Raw genomic sequence first — 20,983 nt, 5'->3', positions numbered from 1 at the left:
CCAAGTTGAAATTATCTTTTAGTGTAGGAGGCGAACTTTTTAAGTTCGTCTTCTTCTATTTTTCGGTTACATCAACATGAGTATCATCAGCTTAATAAATCAGTATTTACTTCTCTTGTTCGAAGGAAATTGGCTAATTCATCTACACTAGCAATTGAAGTAGAGACCTCATGATGCATAAGTAGATACAAGCGGACAACCTCCAATTTTTAATCTGTTTCCTTTTCTAACAGACTTCTTATACGTTCAATTTCCTTATCGATATTTACAATATCCGTAGATGTTGCCAAGTTATCTTCTGTTAAAGTATTCATCTTCTACCTCCTACCCAAAAATTTATTTACTAAGTTTTTCGTACTAAAAGTAGAGAATGTATCAAAAAAATTGTATGTTAAAATCATTCTATGGAGATCTATTGAAAACGGGGGAAAACGATGGATAAAAAAGAAGAATTAAAAAAACTCGTTGAAAAATTTAAAAGTAATGAAAAGTATTATACCGAAGCTAAAAGCAGATATAACGAAACTGATACTAGAAATGAATTTATTGATCCTTTTTTTGAAATTTTGGGTTGGGATATTCATAACAGAAATAATGTAAGACCTAATTTAAGAGAAGTAATGCGTGAAAACTATTTGACTTCAACATCCAGACCAGACTATGCATTTACACTGTCGGGAGTAAAGAAATTTTTTACCGAAGCAAAAAAACCGGCAGTTAGAATTCTTTCCGATATGGAATCAATCTTACAAGCTAGACGTTACGGATACAATGCGAAACACTTAATTACGGTACTTACAAACTTTGAGTACCTTCTTATATACGACGCAACCGTAGAGCCGAAGGAAACAGATAATCCTTATACTGCTTTATTAATGCAACCTATACATTATAGTAAGTATGAAGAAAATTTTGACGAAATTGAAAAACTGCTTTCGAAAGAAACTGTCTATAGTGGGAGTTTTGAGAATAATCTCGAAGATTTGGTGAACCAAGGAGTACATATGCCAATTGACGAGCTATTCCTACAACAAATTAGGCAATGGAGATTACTATTAGCAAATGAACTGTATAAAAGTCACCCCGAATATTCGCTTGCTATAATAAGTGACTTAATACAAAAATTTATTAATCAAATGATATTTTTACGCTTGTGTGAAGACAGGAATTTACCAATATATCATAACCTACAAAAAACCATTGAAGATCCAAATGAAGTCCAAGAAAAGATGCTAAAAATGTTTGAAGAAGCTGATAAAAAGTACAATTCAGGTTTGTTTAATGGAGATCATATTATCATTGATCTAAATAATCAGATAATAATGGATATTGTAAACAAATTGTATAGACCTCAGAGTCCATATGAATTTGCAGTGATAGAAGCGAATTTGTTAGGCGAAATATACGAATACTTTTTAACCGAAAAATTATATATAAAAGAAGATGGGACAATTGGTCTGACAAAAAAGGCGGAGAATGTAAATCGAGATGTTGTATCAACACCAACAGAAATTGTCAGATATATGGTGAATAAAACTTTAGCACCAACAATTGAAGGGAAAGCTCCACAAGAAATACTAAAAATAAAAATTGCTGATATTGCATGTGGTTCAGGTGTATTTCTTTTAGAGGTACTTGATTATTTAATTCAATATTGTACCAATTGGTACCAAGATCATGAACCGGAACATTTAATTCCTGGTGAAGATGGAATAGGACATATACCTTTTGAAGATAAAAAAGAGATACTAACTTCTTGTATTTATGGTATTGATATAGACGCCAATGCAGTGGAAGCAGCAAAGTTTAGTCTTTTGATAAGTTTATTAGATAATGAAACTACTCCAACCCTAGAGGGATACAATGAAATTCTCCCAATGTTGGATGAAAACATACAAGCTGGAAATTCACTTATTCAAACTGATTATTTAGGAAAGAAGAAAATAACTGATGAAGATAGAAACAACATTTTCCCATTTGATTTTGAATTTGCAAATGGAGTTCGAGATTTTGATGTTATTATTGGAAATCCTCCATATGTAACAACAGACGATATGATAAACATATTGCCTAAACAAGAAGTTGCAATATACAAAAATAAATATGAGTCATCTTATAAGCAATTTGATAAATATTTTATATTTATTGAACGAGCTTTGGAAATGCTCAAAGAAGGTGGAGTTCTTTGTTATATCGTTCCATCTAAGTTTTCAAAAATTTCTTCCGGTGTTTATTTGCGTAAAATTTTAACTGAGAATAGCTATGTTTCGGAATTTATTGATTTTGGGTCAACACAATTGTTTGCACACAAAAAAATATTAACCTATAGCTGTATTCTAACAGCTAAGAAAGAACAACAAGAAGAGTTCGTCTTTGAAGAGGTTACTGATTTACAAGAATGGTGGGTAAACCAACAAGATCTTAGTAAACTTAAACGGGTAAAATACGCTAGTCATGTGATTAGTGATGCACCTTGGATTTTAGTTACTAATCCAAATGAAAAACTTCTTCTGGAAAAGTTATATGAAAATTCTGTTAAATTAAAGGATATTACAGAAGTTTTAAATGGTATTCAAACTAGCGCAGAAGATGTGTACCCTTTTGGTTTAAAAGAAATTATTGGCGAAACAAAAACTAATTATGAAATCCAAAAAAACGGAAAGACATATCAAATAGAAAAAGGAATTGTTCGTGATTACTTTAAACCCGTAGGAAAAGAAAAAGGTAAGGGGACATATGATTATGAGCTCCCAAGAATGTATTTAATATTCCCTTATGACATGGATGGGGAAATTATCGATAAAGAAACATTGGAATCTGAATTCCCCGGAACGTGGGAGTACTTAAAAGATAATTATGATCGGTTGTTACCAAAGCAGTTAAGTCCCTCTAAAAAAGGAAGGGACGTAAAACATGCTACATCAGACACTTGGTATCATTATGGTCGAAGTCAACACCTTACTAGCTTTAATAATAAAGATAAGTTAATTGTAAAGGTCATGAAAAACGAAGTTCCATTGTATAGAATGGACAAAAATGATATGCTTATTGCTTCGGGAGGAACTGCTGGTTATGTTGCAATTGCTCAAAAAGATGGTAGTCCATATGAACTTGAGTACATTCAGGCAGTACTAAGCCACCCTGCGTATCAAATCTTATCATCTATAATAGGTAGTGACTTTGAAGGTGGATTTAACGCAACAGGTACTGCTGTTCTTTATGATATGCCTGTTCGAACTATAGATTTTGAAAACAAGGTGCAAGTTTGCTTTTATAATGATATTGTTGAAGCAACAAGGAAGATTTATCAAATTAATGATAAGCTTGCTAAAAAATTAAGTAATAAGGAAAGAACTGCATTACTTCGTGAAAGAAGAGGTTTGATTAGAGAAATAACTGATAATGTAACTAAATTATACGGTATAGAAGAATTAATGCGAGTTTTAATGAAGGAAACAAAGGTGATGTAAATGAAATTAAAGGCTCAAAATTCAGCGCAAAAATTACGTGGGGGCTACTACACGCCAAAAGAATTAACTGACTTCATAGTAAAATGGGCACTCCATAATGATCAAACAACTACTGTCTTTGAGCCAAGTTGTGGGGATGGAGCATTTCTCGAGTCACTCTCTGTACATCCTCGGATTTCTCAATTAAAATGTCTAGCTGTTGAATTTGATGAAGAAGAGTCTAAAAAGGCGAAAGTGAGAGTTAAAAATTGCCCTAATATAGATGTTATTAATGCAGACTTTTACAATGTCTATGAAGAAAAAAAAGATTCCCTTTTTGGAACACAACAGCGCTTTGACGCCATTGTGGGAAATCCACCTTATATTAGGTATCAGTATTTAACCGCAGCACAGAGAGAAACTCAATCAGATATATTAGTTTCAAATGGGATGAAATCGAATAAACTTATTAATTCCTGGGTTTCATTTGTAGTGGCGTGTGTGGAGTTGTTAAATGATAACGGTAAAATCGGATTAGTTATCCCAGCAGAATTATTACAAGTAGCCTATGCTGAGGATCTTAGATTATTTTTAGTCAATAATTTATCCCGAACTACTGTTATAACTTTTAAAGAACTTGTCTTTCCTGATGTACAGCAGGAAGTTGTTATTCTTCTTGGAGAGAAAGATAAGGACAAGCTCTCAACTTCTAAAAGTACTATAAGGGTTATTGAATGGCAAAATACAGATTTCCTTAATGAAGAAGAGGTTTTTCGTACACCTATAAATTACCAGAGAGCAATGCAAGACAAGGATAAATGGACAAAATATTTCTTAGAGCCAGAAGAAGCTAATCTGATTTATCAGATTCAAGAAGATGAGCGTTTTGTTGCATTTTCTGAAATTGCAGATGTTGATATCGGAATTACAACAGGAAATAATGAATATTTCTCAGTTAATAAAAATGTTGTTGAGGAATATGAGCTACAAAATGTTGTACGCCCCCTTATTGGGAGGAGTTCCCATGCTAGTGGCTTATATTTTACAGAACAAGATTGGTTGGGTAATGTCAATAAAGGAACAGCAGCTCATCTTATAGATTTTCCGAATATTCCTTATGAAGAATATCCAGAAGGACATAAAGCATATATCCGACGTGGGGAAGAAGAAGAAGCACATATAGGGTATAAATGTAGTATCAGAGAGAGATGGTATCGTGTTCCATCTATATGGGTACCTGACGCATTCTTTCTTCGTAGAAATAACACTTTTCCTAAGTTTGTTCTAAACGATATCAATGCTGTTAGCACTGATACAATGCATAGAGTAAAGTTTAATGAGGAAATTAATAGAGAAAAAGTATTGTTATCTTATTATAATAGCATTACGTTTGCATTCACTGAAATTGAGGGCAGAAGTTATGGTGGAGGAGTATTAGAAATATTGCCAGGGGAAGTTGAAAAGGTAATGCTTCCAAACCTTCAATCCTTAAATTCGGGGATTGTTGAAGATTTAATTGAAAAAATTGACCGAACGATTAGAGCTAAGAAAGATATAGAGCCTATCTTGGATGAGATAGATCAATTAGTTTTACGTGACCATTTAGGGATAGAAGAAGAAACTATTTTATCGTTTCGGATAATATGGAAAAAATTAATGAACAGAAGATTGAGCCGCAAACAAAAACGAAAAGGCAAAGCAAAATTATAAGAGCCCTTTCTTTAAGTATGGTACAACACAGTATAGTATAGAACCCACGTTTTGATGGTGGGTTCTAAAGCTATAACATCTACTTAGATTTTTTTATAAGTTGAAAACTCTTATGCCAACAACCTTCGAGCCAAAATCGTGCTAAATCCGTGCCAACTCGATATTATAATTCATTTTAAACCTTTTGAAGAAATGGCTTTCTATCAAAGGTTTGAGTGGTTTTGTTGCAAATCAATTCGTGTCATTTCGAGCAAAGTTAATCAAGTTCGAAATGGAAGGTTCAATCGGCTAATAATAAAAGACCAAAAACGTGATATCAAACGTTTTTGGTCTTTTTATTTTTGAAAAAATCCAATTCATATCTCGCCATGCGAGTAAAACTCATCAAAAGCTTTAGACAAATCGTCAGCTGCAGTTGTCAAGATCGTTTCTTCTTCTAAAATCGCTGTTCCTTGTGCTCGGACAATATGAAATTGTTGAAAGCCCATCAAGTTTTGGAATATTTCTTTTAGGTAGTAATGTGAGAATTCCAGAGGTGTGTAGCGATCGTTATTTGTGAAAATTGAGCCGCTTGCTTGAAGCAAAAGTACACGATAATCGTCAGTCATCAGACCAACTGAACCATTTTCTGTATATTTGAATGTTTCTCTAGCAATTAAGATATTATCTATATAATCTTTCATATGTGACGTCACATTAAAATTATGAACAGGTGAAATAATCACAATTCGATGATGTGCTTTGAATTGAGCCAATAAAGCAGAGGAAGCAGCAGCGATTTTTTCTTCGGTAGCTGTTAATGTTTGTTCAGATGCTTGCTTATCCCAAATACGTAGCAGCTGGTCTTTTTCGATACGAGGAATTTCAGTTTCATGTAAATGTAAAATGGTTGGTTCTTCATGAGGGAATTTCTCTTTAAACTGTTCTAAAAATAGTGTTTGCAGTTTATTTGAATAACTTTCTCGATGAGTGAAATCAGGGTGCGCGTTAATGATTAATGTTTGCATATACATGCTCCTTTTCTTTTGATAAACTAATTATAAAATATAAAGGTGACAAAAAATGTCACCTATTTTAGAAGGAAAATCAAAATGAAAAAATCAGAACGATTAAACCAAGAACTTATTTTTTTAAGCGATAAACACTCTTTTCAGTTAAAGGACTTACAATCCGAATTTGGCATTTCTAAAAGGACGGCTTTAAGAGATATAGAAGAGCTAGAGTCCATGGGTTTAGCTTTTTATGTTGAACCTGGCAGACATGGAGGATATCGACTGGTGAATCAATCTCCATTAGTGCCTATTTATTTCAATACCGATGAAGTTCAAGCTATTTTTTTCGCACTTAAAGCGCTAGACTTGCTGTCAGCCACTCCATTTAAAAAGTCCTACTCGCAAATTCGGCAAAAACTGTTTGCCACAATGTCTGATGAGAGAAAACAAATGATTACAGAGACTTTGGAAGTGATTCATTACTATAATGTCGCACCAGTGAGTGAGCAAAATCATTTGGAATTGATTTTACAGGCGATGATGGAAGATCAAATCGTGAAGATGACGTACACTCAATATGAAAATAAAAGGATGAGGCTGCAATTTCTTGAGTTGTTTTATCGAAATGGGATTTGGTTCACCGAAGCATATGATGTTCAAAATAAAAAGTGGGGCATCTATAGATGTGATTTTATGAAGGACTTGATCATTGAAGAAGAAGGCAGTGACACCTATACGAAGGAAGAATTAAAAGCAATGCAGGTGGAGTACGAAAAAACTTATCATGATATCTCATTTAAATGTCGATTAACGGAACAAGGGAAAGAAAAATTTTTGAAAAATCATTATCCAAATATGAGATTGGAGATCGTTGATGATACTCCTTATATTATGGGTGGGTACAACCAAGAAGAATTATCGTATATGACTCATTATTTGATCACATTTGGGAAACATGTGAAAATAGAATACCCAGATGAATTAAAAGAGAGTTATTTGACTCAATTGCAAGAAATGATTGATCAGTATTGAAAGAGAACGGATTGTCTCTGAATCACAAAAAACTCATCATATTAAAAAAGGCGAATTGTAGCCATTCGCCTTTTTGCTTTTACTTCGCCGCATGAAATGTATTTGTTTTCGATTGGTCAGTGACCTTCCCATACGTCAGCTGACGCCAAATAAATTCCATCGGTCCATACTTAAACCGTTTTAACCAAAACGTACTGAAAAGCACAAGAAAGACATACACGCCAATAGCCATGAAGAACGTACCAGCCGGCTGAAGATGATCGACAAGCCCCGCTCCATACTTTAGAAATAGCAGAGTTCCAATGATCGAGTGAAGCAAATAACAGGTCAGGGACATCCGTCCTACTTTTGTAAAGACCATCAAAGCACCTCGCAGCTGAGGAACGTGCAGAAACAGCATCGCAAGTGTACTCATATAAAACATACTGCCAGTTAGTCCCCCGTTTTGTTCCAGAGCAGTGGCAATGCTCACCCAGAGTGTATTTTCAAAAGGATTGATTGCTACAATGATCGTACTGCTTTGAGTGATGAGAAAAGCGATTGTACAGATGAGCCAAATCCGATTCCAAATCGTTTTTTTCGCCTCCATGTTTTTGAAAAACGCCATTTTCACAAAATACACACCAAGTAAAAACATGAAAAACATAGAATAGACAGTAGAAAAAGAACTTGAAGCCATCGTTATCATATCTGTCCACCGATCACCAATCGATGCTAAATAAGTCAGACTGTTGTGGCTGATTAATTCAAAATCAGCAAAGTCCGGCTTGCCTGATGATCCTGAACTGACGGTATTGAGCAGCATCGTGAAAAAGGGCGTGAGCAATTGAATCACAAAGAGTGCGATCAACCAGTATCCGATGGTTTTGGCTGTGCGTTTGTAAAAGAAAAGCAATAAAAAGCCAGCGACTGCATAATACGCTAAAATATCACCAATCCAAACAAAAGTTAAATGCAGAAGACCAAATCCTAAGAGAATGGTTAATCTGCGGGCAAACAGCTTGTTCGGACTGTCCACCTTCTGAGCGGCTCGGTCCATAAAAATCATAAAACCAACACCGAATAGGAAGGAGAACAGCGTAATGAATTTCCCTGAGGCGAACCAATTCACCAAGTTGTGAAAGACATCATTTGCTCCCAGATCAAACCCTTTCGCCGAATCCACAATCAAAAAGTAATTCACCAAAATAATACCCATTAAAGCAAATCCCCGTACGATGTCTAAGAAATGAACCCGATCTTTCAAACTCATCGCGTGTGCTACTTTGTTTTCATTCATATCCATGCTCCTTTTCTTGTTATGATAAAAGTCATTCGGATCAATCCATCGATCCTTACAATGATTCAATATACATCCCAATTCTTAACAAATTATGAAGATCCATTTCTTTGAAAATAAATGTGACAAATTGATGGAGAACGGTCAATTTCATAAACTGTTAAGATTTAAGCTGTATCTTTTCACATAGCTAGATGATATATAGTAAAGACATAAAAGAAAGTACATCACGTATCATGAGGTGAGAGAGACATGACGCATCGAATATTAGTCGTAGAAGATGATCAGGATATTGGAGACCTTTTGCAAGAATCCCTTACACGTGCTGGATATGAGGTGCTGAGAGCGATGAATGGCGAGCAAGCATTGAAGTTTGTGGACGATTCGCTCGATTTGGTGATTTTGGATGTGATGATGCCGGGGCTCTCAGGCATCGAAACGTGCCAGCAGATGAGAGCCTCTTCAAATGTCCCAATTCTATTTCTAACAGCCAAATCAAGTACATTCGATAAAACCGAAGGCTTACTTGCCGGCGGGGATGATTATATGACAAAACCTTTTTCACAAGAAGAGCTTCATGCTAGAGTCATTGCACAATTACGCAGGTACACCGTCTATCAGGAAAAAAAGGAACAGGAAGAAACTTTTCTTGTTGGGGGTAAGCTAAGGGTGAGCGAAGAATTTAATGAAGTGTGGAAAGAAAATCAACAAATCAAGCTGTCTGATTTAGAATATCGTATGTTGAAACTGCTGATGAGCAGGCGAAACAAAATCTTTTCAGCCCAAAATATTTATGAGAGCGTGTGGGGACAGCCTTATTTCTATTGTTCCAACAATACGGTGATGGTGCATATTCGAAAGTTGCGTGCCAAAATTGAGGATGATCCTGCACGTCCTTTCTATATCAAAACCGAATGGGGAAGAGGATACCGATTTGGCACATCGTAAATATACGCTAGCTAAGAAGCTGGCATGGCTGATTTTGGCGGCTGCCATTGTGAGCGGTCTTGTTTTTATGACGCTGCAAAAGATCACCAATGAGCTCATTGACGGATACTTGAGTTCGGACGAGTATTACGAGGAGGAGTCAGCTAAATATATTCAAAAATTCAGTCGTTATGTGTCTGAGAATAAGCTGTCTTCAACAGATCGACAAGCGTTTGGTGAGTGGGTGAAAAAAGAGAATTACATTAATTTGACCATCTTCAAGGATGAGGTGCTACAATATGACTCCATCTATTCGGCTGCGGATGAATCGGCGTATGGAAAAGAAAAGGTGACCCAGTACGCCGAGCATCATTCGTTTCCGGTTCAGTTTAGCGACGGTGAAGGTCGGGTCATGGTGGATGGTTTCTATTCGTCTCGTTACCACGATCTTGCGTTTACACTCGAGCTGCTCGGAGCAACGCTTATTTTTCTCCTCATTGTTCTTCTCGGTATTCGCAAAAGTTTACGCTACTTGCAAACGATTCATCAAGACATTCATATTCTTGAAGGCGGCGAGCTGGACTATGAGATGACAGTGAAAGGGCATGACGAATTAGCGATGATTGCCAAAAGTATTGAGGACCTTCGTAAAGCTTTTTTGGACAAGCTTCAAGCGATCGATGAGCTGCAAGAAGAGAGCCGCAGCTTGGTTACTGAAATGTCACACGATATGAGAACACCGCTGACGTCGCTAATGATGAATTTGGAGTTTGCGAAAAAAGAGGAGGCTGGAGCGGATACCCGTAAAGATCAATATATAGCAAGTGCTTATGAAAAAGCACTGCAATTGAAAAATCTATCTGATAACCTGTTCGCCTATTTTCTACTTGATAAAGAACATGAACCTGAGCTTGAGACAGTTGCAGTCAAAGAGGTTATTTACGATCTCTTATCAGATCAGGTGGCGATTTTGCAGCAAGAGACATTTAAGGTTCATCTTTTAGGAGAGCTGCCAGACAGCTATATCAACGTGAATGTCGAGGAGCTTGGCCGAGTGTTTGATAATCTGATGTCGAACATACTGAAATACGCTGACCCGAAAAAGGACATCAATCTCACATTTTTATCCGATCAAGAAATCTTTGAGATCCATATCAGCAATGCGATAAACGAGACAAATGACACGCAGGAAAGCACTAGACTTGGTGAACGAAGCATAATACGAATGATGTCCCGTATGCACGGGCAGTTTGAAAGGATGGAAAAGAACGGCGTTTACTACATTGTGCTGCGTTTCTGGCACATTAAAATATAGGTGACAAATGAATAACATGGAATGGAGAGACAATCTAATGAAACGATTCAACAACTTCCAAAAGGTACCCGATCTCTTGCAAGGTCTTCTGAATATTTGTCTATTCTTTCTGGCCATTGCTTTAAGTGTCCTCTTAATTAGTGAGACTTGGTATATTGTCCAATTCGTCTACAAGAATGTGGTCAACAAAGGAGAAAGCTATTATGAAATGCTTGGTGAGCTGCTGATCTTCTTTATGTACTTTGAGTTTATTGCCTTAATTATTAAGTACTTTAAATCAAACTTTCATTTTCCACTTCGCTATTTTATTTATATTGGCATCACAGCCGTCATCCGTTTGATTATCATCGATCATAAAGAGGCTGTATCGACCTTCTGGTGGGCGCTGACCATTTTAGCCATGACCGTTGCCCTCTTTATCGCTAGTAAACGACATGCGGTTCAGGAGCATGAAGAAGTGAAGTGAGGGAAGAAGACGAACGATGACCGTTCGTCTTTTTTCGTGTCTGGACATTGATGAACACTCAGTCGTTATCTGTCTATTAATAAACGGTTAAGGTCAGATTGACAATTGATTGACATGCATCTAAAAAGTAGAATATGAGTAACAGTAAACAAACAGTTGTTCATTAATGAATAACTGTTTGTTATGGTGAATGATCAGTTGGATAAAAAGGTTTTTTCCTGATGTACATCTTCATATGGTATGCTTTAGAAGCCTTATCTTTCCATCGACATTGGTCATCATGATTCAATGAATAGGGGTCGATCATATGCGAAGCATTCAAAGTTTTTTAGTAGAAAAGCTGCTTGTTTTGACGAAAAAGAAACTCAATGTAAATGATTATCTAGAAGAAAGAAGAAGGGCAAATGAATTACCTTATGAATTGCCTGAAAAAATTAAGAATAAGTACAAAATCACTAAAAATCACTCGTTTCCAGTCGATACGTATATGTTGAAATCAAATGTCCAGCCGGATGACCATCAGGTGTTGTTTATACACGGTGGGGGCTATATTGAACAGCCTTTGACTTGGCATTGGCGTTTTTTAGATCGATTAACGAAGCAATTAAATAGTACGGTGTATGTGCCGGTTTATCCAAAAGCACCGAACTATCAGTATATGGATGCGATCGAGAGTGTCCTTCCTGTGTACCAAGCTCTTTTAGAGAAAGGAACACCTGAAAATATCGTCATCATGGGTGATTCTGCTGGTGGAGGTTTATCGTTAGCTTTTGCTCAATACTTGGCAAAAAAGGGCTTGCCGCAGCCAGGGAATATCATTCTTTTATCACCATGGCTAGATGTTACATTAAGCAACCCAGATATCGCTGCTGAACCAATGCTCAATCTAGCCTTATTAATTGAAGCAGGAAAAAGATATGCTGGTGACATGGATGAAACACACCACTTAGTCAGTCCAATCTACGGGGAGATCAAAGCACTGGGACGAATTTCTGTTTTTATAGGCACTCACGAATTCTTCCTTCCAGATGCCCGTAAATTCAAAGAGATAGCAGATAAGCAGGGGTTTCCAATAAACTATATAGAATATCCTAAAATGAATCATGTGTTTCCTGTTTTCCCTATACCAGAAGCAAAAAAAGCGTTAAACCAAATTGTCACGATTATTGAAAGTAATACCTTCCCTTTGAAAGAATGCAATGAATAAGATATAGGAATGAGGATGACTAGCGCAGCTGGCCATTCTCGTTTCTGTTTGAAGGAGCGAAAAAATTGACAGACACCAAGACCGAACCATTCTCATTTGCAAGTATGCAGCAGGCAGCCCCTGTACATATTCCAGAAAGACAATTCATTTCATCACATGATGGTACAAGCCTTGCGTATTATCCATTTTTATCAGAAGAGAAGACGCAGGCCAATGTCATCTTGATTCATGGCGGTGGTGCTCATAGTTTAGCTGGTTACGAGCATATCGCCTATACGCTTCAGCATGATTTTCAAGTGAATACGTTTTTAATCGATTTAAGAGGTCACGGCCATTCGGATGGAAAAAAAGGTGATACACCTACTGTCACAGATGTGTGGCAAGATATTTCGCAGTTTGTGGATACGGTCAAACAGCAGCATCAAGGAGCTGTTTATCTTTGCGGGCATTCATCTGGAGCGGGATTACTGCTAAACTACCTATCTTGGCCGAAAAAAAGAGAAGTAGATGGTTACTTTTTTATTGCACCTGAATTTGGTTATCAATCAGACACTGCAAGGCCTGATCAAATTCCTTTTGCGAGCGTTCAAGTATGGAAATTCTTTTTGTCTGCCATGACAAAAGGAAGGCTGATGGGTCATTCTGAAGCCGTGCGTTTTCATTATCCAGCATGGGTAGTTGAGCAAGACCAGCTTTTATTGACGGCCATCACCGTCAATCTATCCCTTGCCTTAACCCCGTCCGCACCTAAAAAGAAATTTGCTGGGATTGATCAGCCCTATGCGATGTTAGTAGGCAGCGAGGATGAGCTGTATGATATAGAAAAAATGTCTGCCTATCATGAACTGCCACATGAAGAGATCAAGCAACAATCAGTCTATGAAGTGCTGGATGGACATACCCATTTGTCGGTGTTACTCGAAGCGGGAAAACAAATCGGCAAGACGGTCCAAATGTGGAGTCGTTCTATTTAGTATGAACAACCAGTCAACTCTCTCCCTTTTTCTTAAAAATTTACATTGACACCATCCTTTTCTATGATAAAATCATAGTGTGATAATGAGAATCGTTATCAAATGATATGACTACATATAGAATGGATAGGTGAGGTACATGTTCAAAAAATCTTTTTGGTCGCTATTAGTTGTGCTCTCCATCGTTTTACTTGCAGCTTGCGGCAGCAATAGCAATGAAGGCAAGTCAAATAGTAAAGAAAAAACAAGAACCGTTGAAAGCGCTATCGGTTCAACTGAAATTAAAGGATCGCCTAAACGTGTGGTGACGCTGTACCAAGGAGCAACCGATGCAGCAGTCGCGATGGGCATTAAACCAGTGGGTGTTGTTGAATCATGGCTAGAAGCACCTACGTATAAATATTTAAGAGATGACTTAAAGGATGTCAAAATTGTTGGGCAAGAAACACAGCCAAACTTAGAGGAAATTGAAAAACTGAACCCAGATTTGATCATTGCATCAAAAATCCGCCACGAGCAAATTTTTGATCAGCTGAAAGAAATCGCTCCAACGGTTGCAACAGAAACCGTATTCACATTTAAAGATACAGTGAAATTAATGGGTGATGCTTTAAATGAGCAAGACAAATCAAAAGAATTGCTAACGAAGTGGGATGACCGTGTCGCTGACTTCAAAGAAAAAGCGAAAAAAGATATCAAAAACTGGCCAATGAGTGTGTCTGTGGTGAACTTCCGTGCAGATCATGCTAGAATCTATCAAACTGGATTCGCAGGGTCCATTTTAACAGAGCTAGGCTTTGAAGGACCTAAGAATGTCAAAGATAAGAAGCAAGACATCATAACACTGACAGACAAAGAAAGCATTCCGCAAATGGATGCAGATGTGATCTATTACTTCATGGATGATCAGGATAAAGCGGTTGAAAAGGCTTATAAAGAGTGGACGAGTCATCCTTTATGGAAGCAGCTTGACGCAGTGAAAGCGAAACAAGTGCATAAAGTGGATGAAATCACTTGGAACATGGGTGGCGGTATTATCGCTGCAAACATGATGCTTGATGATATTTATGATCGTCTCGGAATTGATAAATAAGGATAACAGAGGAGAAAATGTGAAAAACCATTTTCTCCTTTTTCCATAACAGATTGAAAGCGGGAATCAGATGAGAAGTTTATTAAAAAAAGATTCGAGCAAGGCGCTGCTTTTTGCTGGATTCGTCGTATTGATGTTGGTCTTTTTTATGCTCAGCATTTCTCTTGGGCAAACCTCGATTTCCCTCAAAGCCACCATCCATGCGTTTCTTCATTTTGATGAATCGGATCCAAACAGTGTCATTGTCATGACATCCAGATTATCAAGAGCTTTAATTGCAACGGTTGTTGGATCAAGTCTAGCCATCTCAGGTGCATTGATGCAGGCATTAACGAGAAATCCGCTTGCGGCGCCAGATTTGTTAGGAATTAATGCAGGTGGACTATTTTTTATCGTCATTTCAATTGTCTTCTTTTCAACAGAGTCATTAACAGGCTATATGTGGACAGCCTTTTTAGGTGCGGCAATTGCAGGGATGCTTGTTTTTCTTTTGGGCTCCATTGGAAGAGATGGATTGACACCGGTCAAAATTGTCCTTGCAGGTGCGGCGATATCTGCACTGTTTGCGTCTTTTACACAAGGTCTTTTGATTGTAAATGAACAATCAATTCAAAGCATTCTGTTCTGGATGGCGGGTTCAGTGTCTGGTAGAAGCATTGATATGCTGCTCCCTGTTTTGCCTTATATTTTAGGTGCGACAGTTGTGGCGCTGCTTCTTGGACGCTCCATCAATGTCCTTTTGTCAGGAGATGATATTGCGAAGGGACTTGGTCAACGTACGCTGATGCTGAAAATCACGATGGGAGTTCTCGTCGTCTTTTTAGCGGGTGGCTCCGTCGCTGTCGCAGGATCGATTGGATTTGTTGGTTTTCTAGTGCCGCATATTGTGAAAAAGCTTGTCGGACCTGACCACCGCTGGGTACTGCCGTATTGTGCCGTAGTGGGGGCATCTCTTTTACTTGTCGCAGACCTTGCGGCTCGTTTTTTGATCATGCCGCAGGAAGTACCGATTGGTGTCATGACGGCGGTAGCAGGAGCGCCTCTATTTGTTTATCTCGTGCGCAAGGGGTTGAAGACAGGTGGCTAAAACATATACAGTGCGTTCAAAGGGCGGGCGCATTTCATTTCAATTTTCAAAGCGGACGTTTTTGATTTTACTTTTATTGACGGCCATTGCTTTTGGATTATTTATTCTCAGTCTCTGTATGGGTAGCCGGTTTATTTCGCCTATGGATGTGCTTCTTCATTTAATCGGTCAAGGAGAGGGAAATACCTTTGTGCTCAATACACTGAGAATTCCAAGAACATTGCTGGCTGTCTTAGTGGGGGCTGCGCTTGCGGTATCAGGGCTTATTTTGCAAGGATTAATCCGCAATCCGCTTGCATCGCCTGACATCATTGGGATTACGAGTGGTGCTTCGTTCGGTGCGATTATGTTTATTGTTTTTTGGATGGGCACTGTACCTATTGCGTATCAATCCTTATGGGCGATTGCAGGGGCTTTTGCTGTCTCGTGTCTGATTTATTTGCTTTCATGGAAAAAAGGGGTGAAGCCGATCACACTTGTCCTCATGGGCATCGGGATTTCTGCCATCATGAAGGCGTGTGTGACGTTTACTCTAGTTCTTAGTGATACGATGACGACGACAAAATCATATATTTGGCTGACAGGCAGTTTATATGGTTCTACGATGAAGGACGTCATGTCGATGCTTCCTTGGATCATGATCATTTTACCGATTGTCATGGTGTTAGCAAGAACGATGAATGTGAAGGAGCTTGGGGATGATCTTGCCACAGGGCTTGGGGTGAAAGTGCAGGCAAAAAGGCTATTCTTTCTACTGATGAGTGTGACATTGGCGGGGATTGCCGTTGCCTTTGCTGGCGGTATTGAATTTGTTGGACTGATGGCGCCGCATGTTGCACGGATGATCATCGGCCGTTTTTTCATTGCGCTGGTCCCGGCATCTGCGCTTGTTGGGAGTATTCTCGTGATGCTCGCAGATTTAGTCGCTAGAACGGCTTTTCTACCATTAGATGTACCAGCAGGTGTATTCACAGCTGCAATTGGGGCACCGTTCTTTATTTATTTGTTATACCAGCAGAGAAATCGATAAACAGAAGATGGAGGTTTTGATATGAGGCCAGAGTGGGTGGAGAGAGAATTACTTGATTTCGGCGTACACATCACAAATGGACCAATGACATCTGATCGCACACTTGCTGCGCTTTTTTCAGAAGCATCTGTCCTGCGTTTATTAGAAGCTGAAAAAGAAGCGATGCATGCACCGAATGTAGCTGTAGCAGCGTCGATGTTTTCAAAGCGTTATGCCTACTTAGCGGTCAGTTCCTCTTTGTACATGATGACGCTGTATGACGTTGTCTATCAATTTCCACCAGAAGCATGTGTCTTTAGAGAGGATCGGAAAATCGAAATTGATGAGTCATTATGTTCGTTTGTTCCATTAGAAGGAGATCGGAATGAATGGAGAGAGCAGGTTGTACATGCGCTGTTTACGGAGTGTGTTACACCTCTTTTAGATGTACTGAAGCGCACGTCAAGACTTCCATACACTATTTTGTGGGAGAATGTAGCAGTTCGTATCAATTCTCTTTATCGTAGCATGATGCGGGAGGCTGAAGACCTTGCGGTGAAGCAGCGCGTGCGAGAGGACTATCTGTATCTGAAGCAAGCAGCGGGTGATGTATTCGGAGCAAAACAAAATCCATTTCATCACAGCTTAAACTTAGATGACAGTTTACTAGAAACATCCAATCGAAAGACTTGCTGTATGTATTATAAGCTCGAGAAAAAATCGGAGAGTCTCGATTATTGTCTTGTCTGTCCGCTTGATAAAAAGAAAGGCACTGCCTGTTCGTAGCAGTGCCTTTCTTTTTATTCCCAAATCTCACTTGCCCATTCTGGGTGATCGATAAAGGGATTGCGGTTGTTCTGGTAGTTTTGATAAATGATCTCGTTGCGGTTCCGTTCGATTTGATCGACAGGGTCTTGTTTGTGCCACTTGAGAAGTATGGACATTTTACCGTGAAGAGGGGCGCTGCCGTTATTCACTTTGTCGTTTAATTCTAAATCAGGAAAGCGGTCATCACCTTCGTATCGCACCGCCATATAAAAGAGCATTCTTGCCACATCCCCTTTCACCCGGCTATGAGGTTCGAATGAGTCGCTATCGTAGAAATTGCCTGGTGCTCCCTTGTATTCATTTCCGCCCATATCAAAATCTAAATTTCCACGAGTGCTATTCGTTTGTACGTCTGTTGCCCGCAGATGATGGAGGTCTGTACCTGGGCCTTGGCTTGTCCCAAAATTTCCGTGTGACTTAGCCCACACATGCTCCCGGTTCCACTGGCCGACATTACCGCCATTTGATTGCTTTGAGCGAGAGACACCGCTATAGAGTAAGAGCACGTTGTTTGGATTTTTTGGATCTTCATCCGTTTTCTTTAAGGCATCCCAAACCTGGCTGTAGGATAGCTGCTTATGATCATCAATAATATCGTGTAAAGCTTTCTTGAGAGCGGGTCCTGATTTGCCATTAGCAGATTGATAATAGGAATCGATTTGACTTGAAGCGGTAGTTTTCGCTTGTTGTGCAGATGTTTCGTTTTGAAGCTGTAACGGGGAAAATGTGATCGTTTGGCTCGGTTCATTCAGAGTAAAGTTTTGAGCATTCGCAGCTTGCGGTAGCGGGGCGGCTAACGTACCGAATATCATGATACCGGCAGCGACAGTTCCAAATATGGTTCTCTTCATTCGATTTCCTCCTTGATAGGGAATGTATTCTCTTTATTTCTATCATATTGTCAGAAAGAAATAAATGGATTTATCGTAAATTTTATGTAATAAATTCGTAGGAAAAGAGATTGCTATTTTATCAGCATTACGGTATAAGTGGGCATATAGGATGACAGCAAGGGAAAGGATGGATAACGTGAAAGAACTGCAAATACCTTCAAGAACAATTATGACACCAGGACCTGTTGAAGTAGATCCAAGGGTGCTCCGTGTAATGAGTACGCCTATTCTCGGTCAATTTGATCCAGCATTTACACAGATCATGAATGAGACGATGACCTTATTGCGATCCCTTTTCCAAACAGAAAATGAATGGGCTTTTCCGATTGACGGCACATCTCGTTCAGGGCTAGAAGCTGTACTTGCCAGTGTCATTGAGCCGGGTGATTCGATGCTTGTGCCTGTCTTTGGCCGGTTCGGTCATCTTCTCATTGAAATAGGACAGCGTTATGGGGCTGATGTACATACAATGGAATGTGAATGGGGAACGGTTTTTGACCCTAGTGATATCATTCAGGAAATGAAACAGGTGAGACCTAAAATCGTTGCGATGGTCCATGGTGAAACATCCACAGGACGATTGCAGCCGCTTGAGCAAATTGGTGAAGCGTGCCGAGAACTGGATGCGTTGTTCATAGTAGACGCTGTAGCAACCATTGGCGGGGCCGAGGTAAAAGTGGACGAATGGAAGATTGATGCAGCGATTGGCGGTACGCAGAAGTGCTTGTCGGTTCCATCAGGTATGTCTCCTATCACGTATAATGACCGGGTGGCAGCTGTCGTTGAATCGAGAAAGAAAGTGGAAAAGGGAATTGCAACACAGGATGAATTGCAGGAGCAAATGGATATTTCTCCAATCAAAAGCAATTACTTTGACCTTAGCCAGCTTCAGGATTATTGGAGCCCTAGGCGATTAAATCACCATACAGAAGCGACAACAATGCTCTATGCACTTCGTGAAGGGGTTCGTGTTGTGTTGGAAGAAGGTCTGTCTGAGCGTTTCAAAAGGCATGCATATCACGAGAAAGCCTTGATGAAAGGCCTTGAAGCGATGGGACTTGAATTGTTCGGTGATCCACATTGTAAAATGCCAGTTGTGACATGTATTGAGATTCCAAGTGGTATAGATGGAGAGGCGGTACGTTCCGATCTGCTTAAGCATTTTGGCATTGAAATTGCCAGCTCCTTTGGACCGCTAGCTGGACGTATATGGAGAATTGGCACAATGGGCTATAGTTGCAGAAAAGAAAATGTGCTTTTTGTGTTAGCAGGGCTAGAAGCAATTCTAATCAAACACGGTGCATCCATCCATTGCGGCGCAGGGCTTCAGGCGGCTCTTTCTATCTATGAACAAGGTGAATAATGTCATAAGAATACTCGCTATTTGCGGGTATTTTTTTATTTGGAAAAGAAAACTAAATTTTGAAAAACTAGACTTATAGATAGTGATATCGCTATACTGAAGAAGTTCTGATCATTTTTGTCATCATTTTCATTTATTTAGCAGAAAGAGGTTTTTTGATATGAAGAAAATGGGCAGATTATATATTTTAATGCTCAATATTTTTATTGCCATGCTTGGCTTTGGCCTTATTGTCCCTGTCATGCCAAGTTACATTGAAGCTTTTGGCGCAACAGGAAAAACACTCGGTTTTCTTGTCGCTGCAACAGGTCTTACGCAATTTGCTTTATCACCGGTCGCAGGCGCACTGACCGATCGATTTGGACGTAGAAAATTGATCATTGCTGGGATCGCAGGCTTTACAATTGCCCAGTTTATTTTTGCATTTGCTGATCAGCTTTGGATGCTGTTTGTGTCTCGATTTTTAGGCGGTGCTGCCGGAGCTTTACTCATGCCAGCCATGTTTGCATACATCGCTGATATCACAAGTGAGAAAGATCGAGGGAAAGGAATGGGGCTATTTAGTGCAGCGATGACGTTAGGCTTTGTCATTGGACCTGGCGTAGGCGGCTATTTGGTGGAGTATGGGATTGCTTTTCCTTTTCTCATCGCAGGTTCCTTTGCCGCTCTTTCTACCCTATTGTCCATCCTGTTCTTACCTGAAACATTAACAAAGGAAAAGCAGGAGGAGGCGCGGCTAAACAAAGACATTCATTTCAACCCGTTTGTACAAATGATGCAAGCTTTAAAGACATCCTACGGTTTTTTGTTTATATTGGCGTTTGTCCTCAATTTTGGCATCATTCACTTTGAATCGATTTTCGGCTTATATGTAGACCAAAAACATGGATTTACACCGAAAGATATTGCGTTTGTGATTACGGTTGCGGGCCTTGCTGGCGTGCTTGTCCAAGGTGCGTTGGTGAATGCTTTTGTGAAACGATTTGGTGAAATGCGCGTCGTACGTTATGCACTGCTAGGTGCGGCTTTAATGCTCATCGTTTGCCGGATTGCGCCGTCCTTTTGGCTAATCTTTGCAGGCTCTATTTTATTTTTGTCGGCCACATCATTTGTTCGTCCAGCCCTCAATACATTGCTGTCGAAAATGGCAGGTAATCAGCAAGGAGTAGCAGGCGGTCTCAATACGTCCTTTATGAGCCTTGCCAATATTGTTGGACCGAGCCTTGCGGGGATTTTATTTGATGTGAATATTGAGTTTCCTTTTATGCTTGGAACACTAGTGCTGTGCATAAGCTTCATTGCATCCATCGTGTGGGGGAAAAAAGTGCAGCAGCGTTCTGTGATTTCCTAAAATTTAAT

The 20,983-nt window shown here is 39.2% G+C and carries 15 protein-coding genes and 2 pseudogenes; 14 read left to right on the top strand and 3 right to left on the bottom strand.

Going from position 1 to position 20,983, the window contains the following annotated elements:
* Positions 1-434 precede the first annotated feature (434 nt).
* Complete coding sequence (locus tag GPS65_RS03435; protein ID WP_119125329.1) at positions 435-3,470, top strand: Eco57I restriction-modification methylase domain-containing protein; 3,036 nt, start codon at positions 435-437, stop codon at positions 3,468-3,470.
* Positions 3,471-5,159 (top strand): N-6 DNA methylase, encoded by a 1,689-nt coding sequence (locus GPS65_RS03430; RefSeq protein WP_119125328.1) that lies wholly within the window; start codon positions 3,471-3,473, stop codon positions 5,157-5,159.
* 356 nt (positions 5,160-5,515) lie between these two features.
* Here GPS65_RS03430 and GPS65_RS03425 read toward each other — a convergent pair whose 3' ends face one another.
* Positions 5,516-6,166 (bottom strand): FMN-dependent NADH-azoreductase, encoded by a 651-nt coding sequence (locus tag GPS65_RS03425; protein WP_119125327.1) that lies wholly within the window; start codon positions 6,164-6,166, stop codon positions 5,516-5,518.
* A gap of 84 nt (positions 6,167-6,250) precedes the next feature.
* Between GPS65_RS03425 and GPS65_RS03420 the strand changes: the two genes are divergently transcribed.
* The gene (locus GPS65_RS03420; RefSeq protein ID WP_119125326.1) at positions 6,251-7,183 is read left to right on the top strand and encodes a helix-turn-helix transcriptional regulator; all 933 of its coding nucleotides are present in this window, start codon (positions 6,251-6,253) and stop codon (positions 7,181-7,183) included.
* A gap of 79 nt (positions 7,184-7,262) precedes the next feature.
* Here the strand turns inward: GPS65_RS03420 and GPS65_RS03415 are convergent, their stop codons facing one another.
* Entirely contained in the window at positions 7,263-8,462 is a 1,200-nt protein-coding gene (locus GPS65_RS03415; RefSeq protein WP_119125325.1) for a DUF418 domain-containing protein, read from the bottom strand.
* 252 nt (positions 8,463-8,714) lie between these two features.
* Between GPS65_RS03415 and GPS65_RS03410 the strand changes: the two genes are divergently transcribed.
* The 9 genes from GPS65_RS03410 to GPS65_RS03370 all read left to right on the top strand — a co-directional run bounded on the left by GPS65_RS03410 (position 8,715) and on the right by GPS65_RS03370 (position 17,326).
* Positions 8,715-9,410, top strand: a complete 696-nt coding sequence (locus GPS65_RS03410; protein WP_012011175.1) for a response regulator transcription factor — start codon at positions 8,715-8,717, stop codon at positions 9,408-9,410.
* On the top strand, positions 9,397-10,704 hold the full coding sequence (locus GPS65_RS03405) for a HAMP domain-containing sensor histidine kinase (RefSeq protein WP_012011174.1): 1,308 nt from the start codon (positions 9,397-9,399) through the stop codon (positions 10,702-10,704). The genes GPS65_RS03410 and GPS65_RS03405 overlap by 14 nt, the downstream gene beginning before the upstream one ends.
* Positions 10,705-10,741: 37 nt before the next feature.
* A complete protein-coding gene (gene psiE, locus GPS65_RS03400; RefSeq protein WP_012011173.1) occupies positions 10,742-11,170 on the top strand; it encodes a phosphate-starvation-inducible protein PsiE in 429 nt (142 codons plus the stop codon).
* Positions 11,171-11,477: 307 nt separating this feature from the next.
* On the top strand, positions 11,478-12,377 hold the full coding sequence (locus tag GPS65_RS03395) for an alpha/beta hydrolase (RefSeq protein ID WP_012011172.1): 900 nt from the start codon (positions 11,478-11,480) through the stop codon (positions 12,375-12,377).
* Positions 12,378-12,442: 65 nt separating this feature from the next.
* Positions 12,443-13,351 (top strand): alpha/beta fold hydrolase, encoded by a 909-nt coding sequence (locus GPS65_RS03390; RefSeq protein ID WP_012011171.1) that lies wholly within the window; start codon positions 12,443-12,445, stop codon positions 13,349-13,351.
* 139 nt (positions 13,352-13,490) lie between these two features.
* Complete coding sequence (locus tag GPS65_RS03385; protein ID WP_012011170.1) at positions 13,491-14,444, top strand: ABC transporter substrate-binding protein; 954 nt, start codon at positions 13,491-13,493, stop codon at positions 14,442-14,444.
* 70 nt (positions 14,445-14,514) lie between these two features.
* Positions 14,515-15,531, top strand: a complete 1,017-nt coding sequence (locus tag GPS65_RS03380; RefSeq protein WP_012011169.1) for a FecCD family ABC transporter permease — start codon at positions 14,515-14,517, stop codon at positions 15,529-15,531.
* Positions 15,524-16,561, top strand: coding sequence for a FecCD family ABC transporter permease (locus tag GPS65_RS03375; RefSeq protein ID WP_144473884.1), 1,038 nt, complete (start codon positions 15,524-15,526; stop codon positions 16,559-16,561). Before GPS65_RS03380 ends, GPS65_RS03375 begins: the two co-directional genes overlap by 8 nt.
* A gap of 21 nt (positions 16,562-16,582) precedes the next feature.
* Positions 16,583-17,326, top strand: a complete 744-nt coding sequence (locus GPS65_RS03370; RefSeq protein ID WP_119125323.1) for an IucA/IucC family C-terminal-domain containing protein — start codon at positions 16,583-16,585, stop codon at positions 17,324-17,326.
* 14 nt (positions 17,327-17,340) lie between these two features.
* Here the strand turns inward: GPS65_RS03370 and GPS65_RS03365 are convergent.
* Positions 17,341-18,027: pseudogene (locus GPS65_RS03365) on the bottom strand (endonuclease I family protein); the annotation flags it as partial.
* Positions 18,028-18,388: 361 nt separating this feature from the next.
* Between GPS65_RS03365 and GPS65_RS03360 the strand changes: the two are divergent.
* Both GPS65_RS03360 and GPS65_RS03355 read left to right on the top strand, forming a co-directional pair.
* Complete coding sequence (locus GPS65_RS03360) at positions 18,389-19,624, top strand: pyridoxal-phosphate-dependent aminotransferase family protein (protein ID WP_144473882.1); 1,236 nt, start codon at positions 18,389-18,391, stop codon at positions 19,622-19,624.
* A 157-nt stretch (positions 19,625-19,781) separates the two neighbouring features.
* Positions 19,782-20,975 (top strand): annotated as a pseudogene (locus GPS65_RS03355) (MFS transporter); the annotation flags it as partial.
* Between the last annotated feature and the right edge of the window lie 8 nt (positions 20,976-20,983).

It is taken from the genome of Bacillus pumilus (genome assembly GCF_009937765.1).
GTDB classification, from domain to species: domain Bacteria; phylum Bacillota; class Bacilli; order Bacillales; family Bacillaceae; genus Bacillus; species Bacillus pumilus_O.
This window is presented reverse-complemented; position numbering and strand designations above follow the sequence as displayed.